At 32.0% G+C, this 15,432-nt stretch carries 11 protein-coding genes and 1 tRNA gene; 4 read left to right on the top strand and 8 right to left on the bottom strand.

The annotated features are described in order from the left end of the window. The 3 genes from IAI56_RS04465 to IAI56_RS04455 all read left to right on the top strand — a co-directional run. The coding region (locus IAI56_RS04465; protein ID WP_187656730.1) for a T9SS type A sorting domain-containing protein at positions 1–532 on the top strand (532 nt) is incomplete at its 5' end. A gap of 96 nt (positions 533–628) precedes the next feature. After that, complete coding sequence (locus tag IAI56_RS04460) at positions 629–1,945, top strand: hydroxymethylglutaryl-CoA reductase, degradative (protein WP_187656732.1); 1,317 nt, start codon at positions 629–631, stop codon at positions 1,943–1,945. A gap of 138 nt (positions 1,946–2,083) precedes the next feature. After that, positions 2,084–3,001, top strand: coding sequence for a GYDIA family GHMP kinase (locus tag IAI56_RS04455; RefSeq protein ID WP_187656729.1), 918 nt, complete (start codon positions 2,084–2,086; stop codon positions 2,999–3,001). 108 nt (positions 3,002–3,109) lie between these two features. Here IAI56_RS04455 and IAI56_RS04450 read toward each other — a convergent pair whose 3' ends face one another. From IAI56_RS04450 to IAI56_RS04425, 6 genes are all read right to left on the bottom strand, one after another. Next, positions 3,110–5,203, bottom strand: coding sequence for a peptidylprolyl isomerase (locus tag IAI56_RS04450; RefSeq protein WP_187656728.1), 2,094 nt, complete (start codon positions 5,201–5,203; stop codon positions 3,110–3,112). Positions 5,204–5,319: 116 nt separating this feature from the next. Next, positions 5,320–5,514, bottom strand: coding sequence for a hypothetical protein (locus IAI56_RS04445; RefSeq protein WP_187656727.1), 195 nt, complete (start codon positions 5,512–5,514; stop codon positions 5,320–5,322). A 2-nt stretch (positions 5,515–5,516) separates the two neighbouring features. Continuing rightward, a complete protein-coding gene (gene lptC, locus IAI56_RS04440) occupies positions 5,517–6,059 on the bottom strand; it encodes an LPS export ABC transporter periplasmic protein LptC (RefSeq protein ID WP_187656726.1) in 543 nt (180 codons plus the stop codon). A gap of 12 nt (positions 6,060–6,071) precedes the next feature. After that, positions 6,072–7,343, bottom strand: coding sequence for a tetratricopeptide repeat protein (locus IAI56_RS04435; protein ID WP_187656725.1), 1,272 nt, complete (start codon positions 7,341–7,343; stop codon positions 6,072–6,074). Between the two features lie 11 nt (positions 7,344–7,354). Further along, positions 7,355–8,575, bottom strand: a complete 1,221-nt coding sequence (gene bamG, locus IAI56_RS04430) for a BamG family beta-barrel-assembly machinery protein (protein ID WP_187656724.1) — start codon at positions 8,573–8,575, stop codon at positions 7,355–7,357. Then, positions 8,572–9,300, bottom strand: a complete 729-nt coding sequence (locus IAI56_RS04425; protein ID WP_187656723.1) for a type III pantothenate kinase — start codon at positions 9,298–9,300, stop codon at positions 8,572–8,574. The genes bamG and IAI56_RS04425 overlap by 4 nt, the downstream gene beginning before the upstream one ends. Positions 9,301–9,398: 98 nt before the next feature. On the opposite strand from IAI56_RS04425, the gene IAI56_RS04420 reads away from it, so the two are divergent. Then, a tRNA-Phe gene (locus IAI56_RS04420) sits at positions 9,399–9,471 on the top strand. Positions 9,472–9,635: 164 nt separating this feature from the next. Here IAI56_RS04420 and IAI56_RS04415 read toward each other — a convergent pair. After that, entirely contained in the window at positions 9,636–12,422 is a 2,787-nt protein-coding gene (locus IAI56_RS04415; protein WP_187656722.1) for an AsmA family protein, read from the bottom strand. Between the two features lie 111 nt (positions 12,423–12,533). Continuing rightward, complete coding sequence (locus IAI56_RS04410) at positions 12,534–15,419, bottom strand: alpha-amylase family protein (protein WP_187656721.1); 2,886 nt, start codon at positions 15,417–15,419, stop codon at positions 12,534–12,536. Positions 15,420–15,432 lie beyond the last annotated feature (13 nt).

Genomic DNA, 15,432 nt, shown 5'->3' with positions numbered 1-15,432 from the left:
TGGTGCAGGAACTATTGTTAATGATATATCTTACCCACAATTTGCAGGATATTTAGAATTACCTAACCTAGATTTTGTATTAGATGTTCGTGATGCAACTGGAACAACAACAGTAGCTAGATATTCAGCTCCATTGCAAACGCTAAACCTTGATGGTGCAGCATTGACTGTAGTTGCTAGCGGGTTTTTAAATCCTGCTGCGAATAGCAATGGTCCTGCTTTTGGACTTTGGGTTGCTACTGCTGCTGGTGGAAATTTAATTCAATTACCAACAGCTCCATTGAGTGTAAATGAAAATGACTTAGAAAGCATTAGAATTTATCCAAACCCAGCAAATTCCATCATTAATATTGACATACCTTTTTCATATGATAATAGCAAAGCAAGATTGTATGATGTAAATGGTAGATCAATTAAAGAAGTTTCATCAGTGAATTCAATAGATGTATCAGGTTTAGGAAGTGGTATCTATATGTTATCATTAGAAATTGACAATACTGTTATTAATAAAAAAATTGTGATTACTAATTAAGTTTAAAGTTAAGTTGATTAAAAGGTCGTTTTATTATAAGCGACCTTTTTTTATTTACTGTAAAATGTATCTTTGTAAACACTTTAAGCATTTATGATGAACCAAGCCGTTTCTGGATTTTCAAAATTATCCAAAGAAGAAAAAATCAACTGGATTGCAACCACTTATTTCGCTGATCCAAGCGAAGCCGTTGCTACAATAAAACAATATTGGAATAGCGATGAAAAGCTACAACAACTCCACGATGAATTCATAGAAAACACGATTTCCAATTTCTATTTACCAATGGGAATTGCACCTAATTTTTTAATCAACGGAAAATACAAAACCGTTCCAATGGTAATTGAAGAAAGTTCAGTTGTAGCAGCAGCAGCAAAATCGGCTAAATTTTGGTCAACTCGTGGCGGATTTAAAGCAACTGTTTTAAACTCCGAAAAAATTGGTCAAGTACATTTCCTTTATAAAGGAGATGTTCAAAAACTAGAGCGATTTTTCAACCAAACCAAGCCAAAATTCTTCCAAGAAACCGAAAGTATAACCAAAAACATGCAAAAACGCGGTGGCGGAATTCTCGATATTGAACTACGAAATAAAACCGCCGAACTCGAAAACTACTTTCAACTTCATGCTACATTTGAAACCAAAGACAGCATGGGTGCAAATTTTATCAACTCGTGTTTGGAACAATTTGCACAAACACTAAAAACCGAAGCACAACAATTTGAACTTTTTTCCGAAGAAGAAAAAAACATTCAAGTCGTAATGAGCATTTTGTCTAATTATGTTCCCAATTGTATCGTTCGCGCCGAAGTTTCCTGTAAAGTGGAAGATTTAGCCGAAAAAAATATTGAAAACCCAATCGAGTTTGCCGAAAAATTTGTGCAAGCCCTTCGCATTGCCGAAATCGAACCTTTTCGCGCTGTTACGCACAACAAAGGAATCATGAACGGAATTGACGCAGTCGTTCTAGCAACAGGCAACGATTTTCGCGCCGTTGAAGCCGGAATTCATGCTTATGCTTCAAAAAACGGCAACTATTCCAGCTTATCTCATGCCAAAATAGAAAACGGAATATTCACTTTTTGGATGGAAATTCCACTCGCACTTGGAACCGTTGGCGGATTAACATCGCTACATCCATTAGTAAAAATCGCCTTGGAAATCCTAGGAAAACCAAGAGCTCACGAACTAATGGAAATCGTAGCTGTAACCGGTTTAGCCCAAAATTTTGCCGCTTTGCGTTCACTAACCACAACCGGAATTCAAGAAGGTCACATGAAAATGCACATCAACAACATCTTAAATCAATTTCAAGCAACCAAAGAAGAACGAATTACCATCGCCAAACACTTTGAAAACAACACCATTTCACATGCTTCGGTAGTGGAATTAATCGAAAATTTAAGGAAATAAATTTGGATCGAATCGCTTGCGAATTTGAACAAACCATATTCCCGCTTTTCGTTCCAATCTTTTTAAACAAAAAAAGTTTAAAAAGGATTTCCACTACAATCGGGGATAAAAAAGAAACCATAGCACTAAATCAGCTTCATGAAAAAAACCTTCTACAGCAACGGAAAATTACTCATCACCAGCGAATATGTTGTTCTCGATGGGGCAATTGCTTTGGCTTTACCCACAAAATTTGGACAAACACTACATATAGAACAAGGAGAAAACGACATGATTACTTGGACAAGCTTTGACAGCGATGGAAGCATTTGGTTTGAAGAGAATATTCCGTTTTCATCCATCATCAGAAAAGAACGTTTTGACGATATCAAAAGTGTAAAAAACACACTAATTGACATTTTACACGAAGCGTACCTTCAGAATTCAAATTTCATAACTCAATCCAATGGTTATAAAATCACTACCGAATTGAGTTTTCCAAAAAATTGGGGTTTAGGAACATCATCAACCTTAATCAATAATATTGCGCAATGGTTAGAAATCGATGCTTTCAAACTACTTCAAAACAGTTTTGGCGGAAGCGGTTATGATATTGCTTGTGCTCAAAACAATTCGGCAATTCTATACCAATTAGAAAACAACAATCCAATTGTAAAACAAATCGTTTTTGAACCCAATTTTAAAGAAAAAATCTATTTCGTTTACCTAAATAAAAAACAAAACAGTCGACAAGCCATAACTGAATATTATAACAAACAAGGCAACATTAAAAAAATCATTCCTGTTTTCAATCAAATAACACAAACCGTTATTGAAACTACTGACGTAAAACATTTTGCGCAGCAAATTGAAAATCACGAAATCCAAATGAGTGAAATTCTAGAACTTTCAACTGTGAAAGAAGCTTTGTTTCTCGATTTTAATGGAATTATAAAAAGTCTTGGCGCTTGGGGTGGAGATTTTATTATGGTAATTTCCAAAGAAAACCCAACAAACTATTTCACTCAAAAAGGTTTTGAAACAGTTTTGTCCTTTGATGAAATGATATTAATTTAATTGTATCACAGAGTTTCGCAAAGTTTTTTCACAAAGAATTTCTTCAAATTATAAAACAAAAAAATGCCTCAAAGTAATTTGAGGCATTTTTTGTGAAACTAAAATCTGTTAATAGAAATCAGCTCTGTTATCTTCAATATCAGCTTCAGTTCTTAATGCTGACATAATTCTACCTGCATTACCTTTCGCTTGTGCTGAAAGTTGCGTTACTTGTTCTTTAAAATCTTTAATTGCTGGTGCTTTTGTTACTGTTTTTGTAACTACTACATAAACCCCAGAGTTACCTTCGATAGGTTTCGAAATTTGACCTGCTTTTGAAGCAAATGCTGTCCCAACTACTTTTGGTTCAAATCCAGCTCCAGGAAGCGCAGGATTACCTAATGTTAAATCTAAAGCGTTCATTACAGTAACTTTATTAGCAGATGCTAATGAAGTCAAAGATGTACCGTTCAATTTAGCTTTGATTTTCTCAGCTTTTTTCTTGTTTTTAAGAATATTTTCAACCATTGGTCGAGCTTCTTCTGCAGACATTAATCCCTTTGGAGTAACTTTTTTCAATTTAGCAATTACATGTCCAACATTAGGAATTTCAAAACGTTTAACATCATTTGTATTAGTATCATCAGCAAAAGCCCATTTTACAATTTGTCTTTGATTTTGGATAGTTCCAAAACTTTCGTCCATAGGTTTTAGTTTTGCCGATGGAGCAACAGTAAGCTTCATTTGTTTTGCTAACGCTGTAAAATCTTTAGTTGCAGCTTCCATTTCAAATTTAGTAGCTTGCTCATAAGTTTTGTTGTTTGTTTGTTCAGATGGAGCAATTTTTTGAGCAATAGTAGCCATTTTGATTGCATCTTGCTTGTCTGTTACATTAATAATGTGGTAACCAAATTCTGTTTCAACCAAACCAATTTTTCCGATTGGGTTATTGAAAACAAAATCGTTGAAAGGTTTTACCATTTGACCTGGAGCAAAATATCCTAAATCACCACCTTGTTGCGCTGATGAATCATCAGAATTAGTCATCGCCAACATAAAGAAATTACCAGGATTTGCTTGAGCTTGGGCTAACAATTCAGTCGCTTTTGCTTGTGCTTGTTCTTTAGTTCTTTTTTCCTTTTTGTTTGGAACTTGAGTTCCTTCCCAACTGATTAAAATATGACTAGCTTTAGATTTTGCACCAGCTTTTCTTCCTAATCCTTTTGAAATACAATAATAATTGTTAAACATATACGGACCATAAATTTCTCCTGTTGCTAAAGCAAAAAGTTTATCAGCATGTTCTGCAGGTAAATCTTGTTTAGCGATATAGGTAGAGTCGAATGGAATATCAGAATTTGCGTTTACAAATTCAGCGATATTAGTTGCAGTTCTAAATCCTTGAATAGTATCGTTTTTACCAGTTTCTTTATTGTAACGAACGCTTGGCAAAAGTAAAGCATCAACTTTTCCTTTGATTTCAGCTTCGTCAGAAGTTGATGGTTTTTCATCAATTAAAACGTATTCTATTTCACGAGTTTCTTCTGACTTGAAACGTTTTTCTTTTGTTTTTACATAAGCATTGATTTCTTCATCAGTAATTTTGATATCGCTATCTTTTACAGAAGAATAAGGAACGTTTACAAAGTCAAAAGTTACTTTATCAGTATCTGCTTCATATTTTAATTTTCCTTCAGCATTAGTTGTGTACAAACCGCCTTTTACTAATGAATTATAGATTTGATACTTTGCGTTTAGCTCAGCATCTTTTTCTCTTTCTTTTAAGAATTGAATTCCTTCTGGATTTGCTTTGAAATACTCTTTGAATTTAATGATATCAAATTTTCCAACTGCGTTTAAAAACATTGGGTTTTGACCAATATTTGGATCGGCTTTGAATACTTCAACAATATGTTTTTCACCAACTCTAAGTCCTAATTTTTCAAATTCTTTAGTAAGTAAAGCAATGCTGATTTCTTGATTCCAAACCTGATTTGCTGCCTGAACAGAAGTCACACCTTGTCCGCTCTTTTCTGCATTTGCTACTTTAATCCTAAATTCTTCAAATGCAACATCTTCTCCATTAACGCTTCCTACATATCTTGAAGGTTGTCCAAAACTTCCGCTTTGAAACAAATCTCCAATTACAAATGCAAATAATGCGAATGCAATAATTGCAATCAATAAGCCAGAACGGTTTCTAATTTTTGATAAAACTGCCATTTCTATTATGTTAATTTTTTAATTCAGTTTGCGAAAATACAATTATCTGTGAAATAATAACAATCAGTTGCTTATATTTTTACTGTATTTTTTTATTTTCAGCAAATAATTAGGTTTTACTGTTTTTTATTGCGCTCATCAAATCGTTTCGCATAGTTTCTTCTGAAGAAAAACATAAACAATCCAATGACTGCAAAAACAGCACTTAGAATATAATTCTCTTCGCCTGATTGCCATTTTGAAAAAGCATCATAGGCAAAAATTAAACCTGCAATTAAGTAGGCATATTGGGTAAATTTTAAATAATTCATAGTTATTCGCTTTCGTTAACTTCTCCCGATATTTTTTGGGAGTTTACTTTTTTAAAATCTTTACTAAAATCAATTCCTTCGCCATAGGAAAGACCTTTTGGAGAACTAAATTTAAATTTTTTTTGAGTAAAAAACCATTCATTTTTTTGGTCGAAATATAGTTGCTCGGTTTCGAGTTTTTCTCCAGTTTCGTTATAAATATTTACTTTTCCTTGTAAATCAATCAAATCGGTTCCTTTGTAAGAAATGGCATAATTGGCTTTTACAAATGTTTTTTTACCATTGGCATCAAACAAAGTCAAATCAATTCCTTTAGGAAATTCGGTGAACGGAAATTCTACCAATCCAAATTCGAGCATTTTTGGACTTATTAGAACGGCTTTAATTCTTCCCGAATCGGTGTATTTTAAATTGATAGAATCGGCTTCACCACTTGGACTGAATTCTGAAAAACCCATTTTTTGTACTTCACGGAAATTGCTTTCGCAAGAAACAAAAATGAATAAAGTTAGTATAAGAAAAATATGTAGAAGTTTATTGCTCAACTCTGTAATGGATTATTTTTTTTGAGGAAATTCAACTATTTCGTTAATTCCGCATTTAATTTTATAAGTTTTACCAAATAATTTTGCTTGAAAAATTTCTTCAACCGAAAGCGACTTCTTTTCTAACTCAGCTATTAAAGAATCATATTTTCCTGCAAATTTTGGATTTTTATTTTGAGCTCTTTTAATTGTTTGTATTGCTAAATAATAAACCGCTTTTTTATCAAAATTATTATCAGTACACTTTTCAGCATTATTTACATATGCATTTGAAAGGAAAAGATAAGCTCTATCAAGCATTGGATCAAAACTAATGGCTTTGTTCATGAATTGTTTTGTTTTTTCCAAATCATCATTGTAAAGTGTTGCACCAAGATTGTAGTAAATTTTAGCTTTTTCTATTGAATCATTTTCTAAAATTGCTGCTTCTTCAAAATATTTTTTTGCGTCGTTATTTTTTCTGTTTTTTACAAAAGCCATAGCTAAAAAACTTGAAGATTTAGCGGTTTTATTTAAATCATAAAATTTTTGTGCCATTGAAAGAAAAATTGGTTTATCAGAACATCTATTAGATAAAATATCTAATGCAGTTTCAAACCATTGAACATTTTCTTTATTCTCGTTGATTTTATCATCGTAATATGCAGTTAGATTTTCACAATTAATTACTGATCTTGCCTCTGATTTTAAAGAGCGTAATGTTGCATTATATTCATCACTATACTTTGGCTTTGATAACAACATTTCATTCGTTAGCTGATACAAACTTGAATATTTTTCTACATAAGTGTTAGTAGAAATTTTACTATCTGTATTTTTATATTTTTTGTTAAAAAGTTTGAAGTAGCTAAAGATTACTCTACCTTCAACATCCTTAACTTTTGAAAAACCACTTTCGAAAAGAGTTAAAATTTCATCATCAGTACCGATAGAATTATCAACCAAAAGCAAACCTTTTTTTATCTCATAATCTTTCGATTTTTCGGGGAAATTTTTATGAAACTGGTCATAAAATTTCATAAAATCGCGAACAACTTTTTCTTTTTCTTCTGAAGATTTGGCTGTCTCAATTCTATACTGATATATAGTAATTCCATCAGTATATAATTCTGGATTATCTTTTGGACAATTTTTTAAAACCGATTCCCAAGGTTGAATAGACTCATCCATTTTCTTAAGAATCAAAAAGTCTTTATATTCTTTTACTTGCTTAGAGCAATCCATTTTCTGCGCGTTACTAACTGAATATATAGTTAGTAAAATCATTAAAATATTTACTCTCATTTTTTATATTTTTAATTGAATTTACGTCTTTCAAACCATTTATCGCTAAATGACAAACCAACACTTAAATTAAAGTAGTTTTCTTCAATTAAGTTAAAGTATTTAGTTCCTCTTTTACCCATTTCGAAACCAACATTAACATTAGAAAAAGTACCACTCAAAGGCAAACTCACACCTAAATTAACGGCAAAATCTTCAATACTTTTATTTTGCAAGACCATTCCTGTATTTTCATATCTCAAACCACCTCTGTAGGTAATCTTTTTCAAATAACTAGAAAAAGAATTATAGTTAGGAATGAAATAACCACCTAAACTGTAACGTGTTGAATTTTCAAATTTAACACCCGTTATATCGTCAAATCTATTCTTCAAATCACTATTTTGTTGTAAAGTAATCTCAGCACCAACAACCCATTTTTTTACTTCACCAAATCCTGCTCCAAACATTATTTTCGATGGTAAATTTAACTTTAAATTTTCAGCAGGTCTAATATCTTCTTGATCATCTACTGTGATTGTTCTTTCGTTTGTAAATTGCAATTTTGCTTCTGGCGAATAAACCAAAGAACTAAACAATGTATATTTTTTTGAAACTTTTGTTTCATAAGCCAAACCAGTTGTGAAATTGAAACCTTGAATTCTTGAAAAATTCTCTTCAATCGTTCCATCTTGTACACCAGTTAAAAATCTAAAACTTGTAGTCTCAATTGTCCCAAAATTATATTGGGCATCAACTCCAAAGTTAAGTTTTTTTGTGATTTTATATGCCATTCCAAAAAAAACTTTGTTAATACCACCAATTCCGTTGTATTGTGTAGTAAATTGATTTGTTTCATCAGCTGATTGATTAATCTTATATCCAACAGAAGAATATGGAATCACACCAAAGCCAATTCCTAGTTTACCAGCTGGAATACCAACTGCTAAATAATCCAAAGTAACTCTTCTTGCTTTTTCTTTAGCATTTTCTGTTTTTAATGTAGTATTTAGACTTGTTCCTCCAACGGTAAATGTTGTCAATTTTAAACTTGCTAAATGAGCAGGATTTTGTAAGTTCATATGAATACTATCAGAAAAAACAGAAACTCCACCCATTGAACGGTTTTCAACTGCACCTTTAAATTTTACATCACCTATTCCATAAAATGAATATGGAGAAGCCGTTCCTTCTTGAGCTTGTGAAGAAATTGCAAAAAGTAAACCAAAGCTTACTATAATTTTTTTAATCATTTTTGATTGTATTGAAATGTTTGGTTCAAACTTTCTAAGAGAAAATTTGGATTGGCAAATATGGTATTTTTTAATCGCATAGCCAAAAAATCTGCATCGCCACCAGTTAAAATTATGATAAAATTAGCGTTTAAGGTTTTGTAATAGTCTATAAACCCGTCAATTTCATTGGCTAAACCGTTGATTACGCCAGAATGTATTGACTCATTAGTAGAATTTCCAATTATATTTTCGGGAGAAGTTTTAGTCAATAAGGGCAATTTTGCAGTAAATTGATTCAATGATTCATATCGTAATCGAATTCCTGGCGAAATTGCGCCACCAAGATAATTATTATTTTCATCAATATAATCATAGGTTACACATGTTCCAGCATCAATTACTAACCTACTTTTATTAGGGAATTTTAAAACTGCTCCTGCTGCCAAAACCATTCTGTCAATTCCAAGTGTATTTGGTGTTTCGTATAAATTTGAAAAAGGAAAAATGCTTTCTTTGGATATAAAGTTAATTTTCGCTCTATTTTCAAAGGCTAAAAAATCGGTTTTTTCTATACTTCCAACCGAAGCAACTGTGATTTTATCGATTTTTGGAAAATTATTTAAAATAATATTCAATTCTTTTGAAAATTTTTCTTTTTGAAAAAAAAACACTTTCAAAATTGTATCCTGCTCAAATACAGCAGTTTTAATTCGGGTATTTCCAACATCAATTGCTAAAAGCATATAGTTTAATTTAGAACTGCGAAGTTACAATAGATTTTTTTTACAATTTCTTTTGGATAAATTAAAAATCGTTCTATATTTGCACCCGCATTAGCAACGGTACCTTAGCTCAGTTGGTAGAGCAATGGACTGAAAATCCATGTGTCCCTGGTTCGATTCCTGGAGGTACCACAAAAAAGCCCAAACAGTTTGTTTGGGCTTTTTTATTTGACAAAAATTAAATATCGTTTTTAAAAAACCATTAAGAAATTAAGTTTCATTAAGCATTGTTACCCTTTAATCATCCTATTTCTTAATGGTTTATATATAATTTCAATAATAATTTCTAACTCATGTTATTGCTTTCCTTCGGTTACTGGTTGACTTTGTAAAGGTGTTGGCACTTCTCCATCATATTTAGTCTCTTCCAAGTCTTCAGTTTGTCTGCCTAATTGTACCTTTGGATTTTCTTGCGTTCCAGTAATTTTTAATGGAATTCCTAACAAACCAAATGGTGGCAATCCTAATCGCATTTTAATATTCAATTTACCGTCAAAACTGGTTGTTCCTTCAATTCTTGGACGGAAACCTGCTACTTTGAATTTGAATCGTTCAATGGTAATGATATTATTTTTAATTTTAGTTTTAATATCCACTTTACTTAAATCAGGATTAGCAATTGCGTCTTTACCTGTTTTTTTACTTACGGTTCCAAACATTTTAAAACCTTTCATCTTTACTTTATTAACAGAAAGTGTTCCACCACCAGTTAACGATGGATAAATTGGCATCATTTTATTATCCAATATTCCGGCAACATTATAATCTAAAGACACAATTCCTTCTGCACTTTCGGCGGCAGAAGCCATTTCGCGAAACATTTTTACTTCGTTGTAAGCACGTTTTATATCAAAATCTTTGGCATTTACTTTGAAGTCAAAAAATGCTTTTTCGGGCGATTGACTACCATAAACGATATCCATTTTTACATTGGCACCAATTAAATCAAAAGCTGAATTCTTTAACGTTAATTGACCTTTATTGATATTCATTTTTCCTTTCAGGTTTTCTAATTTCAAGTCTTCGAAATTGACTTTTTTTGCAATTGCATTAATTTCTAAATTGAAATTTGAAGGAATGATAATTACTGTACTTTCAGTTTTCACTTCATCTGGTGCAGATAATGGCGGATAATCAATGGTAATTGTCTGTTTTCCCATAAACTCATCAACATTAATGAAATCGGACTGCAACATGAAATTCCCTTTCAAAATTGCTTTATCGGTCAACACAAAATCGATTACGTTTTGCAGAAATCCATTCATTTTAAAATCGGATTCGCCGTAGGTTGCTTTGAATTCGTTGAAATTCATTTTATCTTGATTGAAGACAAATGTTCCTTCGCGAATAATAAATGGTTTTGGCAAATATTCTGAACTAGTTTTGATGTCACGCAAAACCAAAGTTCCTTTGTTTTGAAGCTTGGTATAATTGCCGTTCATGGCATCGGCTTGTGTCCCTTTAAACGATACATCAGCTTGGATAAAACCTTTCAAATCAAGACTTTTTAGTGAAAAAACTTTGTAAATTCTACCTAAATCCAATTCGCCTTTTGCCTTGATATCGTATTTAATATTTTGAAAATTTTCTACCATAGCATTGACAAAAATTGGCTTTCCTTCAAAGTCAAAAAATGCTGGTGTGATATGTATTTTCAAATCATCAAATGACCCTTTTTTATCGATTATATTAGCAATTACATTAATATTTTTAATTGGATTTGGATAATAATCGGTTTTAATATAGCCATTTTTCAATTCAATTTTTCCATTGGTTACTGGAACTTTATTATTCTTTTTGTCATAAACTCCAAGTGCTCTAATATTAGTATTCAATGTTCCGCGCAACTCCATATTTTGAAGACCAAAAGCTCTATTTAATGTTGCCAGATTGACTTTGGTTTCAATCCGCGCATCAACATTTGGCGTAGCTAAACCTTTAGTTTTTACGATTGCTTTTACATAATCTTTGTCGAGATTGAAGAAAATGGAATCAAGATTTACCGTTAACTGTTCTGTATCAAGCGAAGGTAATTTGGTATCAAAATTCAAGAAAATATTTGATGCCGAAACTGGTGCTTGATTATAATTGACATATCCTTCACGGATTTTCATATTGAAAGCAAGATTTGGCTTTAGGTTTTTGGAAGCGATGTATTTTCCTTTTAACGACATTGACAAATCGGTTTTTCCTTTAACCTTTGATTTATCTAGCCAAGTCACATATTGCGGTGGTAAAGCGGAGAAAAAATCGCTTAAATGACTGTCTTCGGATTTTACACTGAAATCCATATCATATCCATTACTCAAAAAATCAAATTTTCCTTTGAACTCAACTGGCAATTTGTTGATTTTCAAATTATTTTGTTCAAAAATAAACGCTAAGGAATTGGTATTTATTTTGGTAATTAAATCCGCATTTACTTTTTTATTTTTTAGATATTGTTCGCCGTCATATGTAAAATCAAAAGATTCAATTCTGGCTTTGGTATATAAATCAAAAATCGATTTGTCTAAATCTCCATTTCCAACATAATTAAAACCTTTGGCATCAATTAACATCTTGGCCGATTTATCGTTGTAAACCAAATGGGTATTCTCGATGGCGATTTTTTCTAATCGAAGTGCAGTTTCTGATGGATCTTTTTCGATAGCTTTTTCTTCGGAAATATAGACATTATAGTTTGCTTCTCCTTTTTCGTTTACTAACACATTGATAAATGCATCAGAAATATAAATTTTATCGATGTTTACTTTATTATAAAACAACAATGAAGATAAGTCAATTCCAAAAGCAACTTCATCAGCAGAAAGCAATGTTTCTTTTTTGTATGGTTCTGAACCTTTTAGAGATAAATCAGTTAGGGTTAAGGTTAACGATGGAAAATGATTGAAAAATGATAGATTTGCTTCTTTAAAATTAAGTTCTCCGTTGAGTTTTTTATTAGCAAATACTTTTACTTCTTCGGCAATTTTTCCTGGAAAAAGTATTGGTAAAATGAATAATAGTGCAAGAATAGAGGAAACCGAAATTCCTATCCATTTTAAAATTCTAATTATTATTGCTTTAGGCGTTTTTTTCATGCAGCAAAACTACATCAAATATTAATATCTCAAAAGATTTGTTTTAGTTTTAAAACAAGTAAGCCACACTTTTCAGTGTGGCTTACAATAACTAAACTAACTCTAACCAAATTATTGTTTAATTAATTTCATTGTTTTTGTTCTGTTTTGAGAATCAAATGCTTTCACTAGATATACACCTTTGGTCAAATCGTTAATATCAAATTGATAATCAGTAGCATTTATTCCATCAAACGACTTCACTAATTGTCCTGTGACAGAATATATTTCGGCTTTAGAAATTTCTCCTTCGATAACAAAATAATTGTTAGCTGGATTTGGATAAAGAGTTAAACTTCTAGATTCATTATTTACAATATCTAAAGTACTTTGCTGGTTACCAAATATTCGATAACCACCAGGTTCAATAGAAACATTTTGATTTTGATTTGTAACATTTAATGTAGTATTATCCATTAAATTCACCCAATTACCGGTGAAGGGAAAACCACCTGGAACATCATAAGTGCTATCTGAAAAGTTTGTCAATACAAATACATAACTCAATGAAGATGTAGGAGATGTTGATGTCCAAACATCTAACCTTGGTCTTCCTACTTGGCTAAAATTCCATGCGAATTGTCCATTTTCGAATACATCTTCCTTGATTCTTAAATCAATTTGTCTAGCCCATTGGTTATAGACGTTTGCTCTAGCTGGATTTTGTAACCAATTTTCTGCCCATTGAGGTTGAGGTTTAGTATCTAATTTACATCCATCATTGAACTGAACGTTACCATTGCTGCATAAAAATAAAGATTCATCCCAACCTAATGCCCCAAAGTGCCATATCATTTTCGGTCCGGGAACCATAAATAAAACTGAACCCATTGCAGGTAATCTTTGTAAAACTTTATCTAAATTACCAACGGTTTGTCCAGCCTCATTCAATGCTTTATAAACTACTCTCTCTTCATCATGACTTTCTGCGTAACCTATCATTCTATCAGATGGATCAGTAACCGCTGCTAGGTTTGTCGCATTTCCTTTTAATAAGTTTGCATAAGGATCAGTCATTTTTCTCCACTGCATGATACCGCCTTGGTTTCCTACTCTATTATAACTAGCCCATTCCACCTCTTCTTGTGCTGAACCACCAGTTCCTAAATGTTCAAAAATTACTAGCGAAAGTGGATCTGCTGCCCACTGATTGTCAGCATACCATTTCATTTTCGCAACACGATCGGTTCTATAACCATTTGTACAACCTTCATCCATTGAAGTACACTGGTTTGTAAATCCTTTCGTTAAATCCCAACGGTAACCATCAATTTTAAATTCATTAATCCAATATTGAATTGTTCGAATAGCATAAGTATTTGTTAAATTCCCGCCTGGACCTGTTTCTCTAAAATGATTTAAATCACTTCCAACATTGTAACTATGTAAGGCAACTTGATTTACATAAGGATTTTCAGTAGTTGTTCTTGGTCCTGTTCCGTTGGCCCAACCATCGTTATCAGAATCTAACATCCACATTCTTTCTAAAGGTGAACGTCCAAAAACGTGATTTAATGCTATATCTAAAATTACCGCAATACCGTTTTGATGACATAAATCTACAAATTCTTTCAATTTAACCGGCGGACCGTAACGTTTGTCTAACGCCATATGAAAAACCGTATTGTAACCCCAACTCATGTTGCCTTCAAACTCCATAACTGGCATCAATTTAATAGCATTTATCTTAAGATTCTTAAAATAATCGATTCTATTAATTAAATCTTGATACGTTCTTGTTGCATCAAAATCTCTTATCAAAACTTCATAAAACACTAAATCTTTCTTTTTAGGTTTCACAAAATTTGTGGTCGCACTACTCCAATTATAAGAAAATAAATTATTTGGTCCAGTTTGTAATACGGTTACTTCTCTTTCCTGTCCTGGTGCAATAGCGGAATATGCTGGCAAGTTAGGAAATACTCCAAGCGATTGAATTTCTGGGTCGTCAAACGGTGAAAGAACAAGTGTTGAAAATGGATCAGCAGTTTTAACAATTGCTGGCGAACCAACTGGTAAATTTACTACATCACAAACCCAATATTGATAAGCATAAATTTGACCTGGAGTTAATCCTGTTAATTCTAACCAATATTTTGTTGAACCAGAAGCTGTATCTCTTTTCATTGCAAAAGCACTTGTTGGTTGCCAGTTATTAAAACTTCCAGCCACATAGATGAAACTTTTAAATGGAGCATTTAATACTAAAGTAGCTTTTGTAGGATCAGAAGGATTGTAATTTATTCCATCAACTAAACCTGATGGCATTGCTCCTGTTAAATTTCCTGGATTAATAATAACTGAAAATCTAGCTGTGAATGTTGTATTACCTTGAGTTATTCTTAAAACATAATTTTTATTTACAGTTACATTAGTATCAACAAAAGAATAATTTGAAGTATTCTGAGTATTAAGAGGTGTAGTTGAGCCATTTACAAATAATTGATAATTTGCAGAACCATTTGTATTATTAGCTGTAACAGTTACATTAGATCCACTAGATATTATATTATTACTATTTAATGCAGGAGCAGTTAGATTATATTGAAATGCACCCACGGGCACGAAATAATCTGGTCTAGATTGCAAACTTGCATCAGCAGATCTAAAGACAACACAAATCTCGGTTATTGAGCTATTAGTTGGCACACCAAAATAAGTGTATAAGTCTGGTGTTATTGTTAATGTATAGTTTGATGAAGTCCCAACTTGAGTCATTTGTGGATGTAAAGGACTAGCAAAATCAGAACTACCTTTAATATTTTGAAATCGAACTCCATTTACAGTAACTCCAATATAAGCATAAATTATTCCTGTATAAGGAGCTAATTCTGTTCCTGTTTTGTTAAATGTAATTGTTACTGGTTGCTCTGCAAGAACAGTAGTTGGCGAAGTTGTAACTTGTGCGTTAGCCTTTGTAAATAAAACAAATGCTAAAAAAAATAATAGATTTTTCATAGTTATTTTTAGA

The organism is Flavobacterium macrobrachii (assembly GCF_014486675.1).
GTDB lineage: Bacteria > Bacteroidota > Bacteroidia > Flavobacteriales > Flavobacteriaceae > Flavobacterium > Flavobacterium macrobrachii.
Note: the sequence above shows the minus strand (reverse complement) of the source record. Positions and strands in the feature narration are given on the sequence as shown.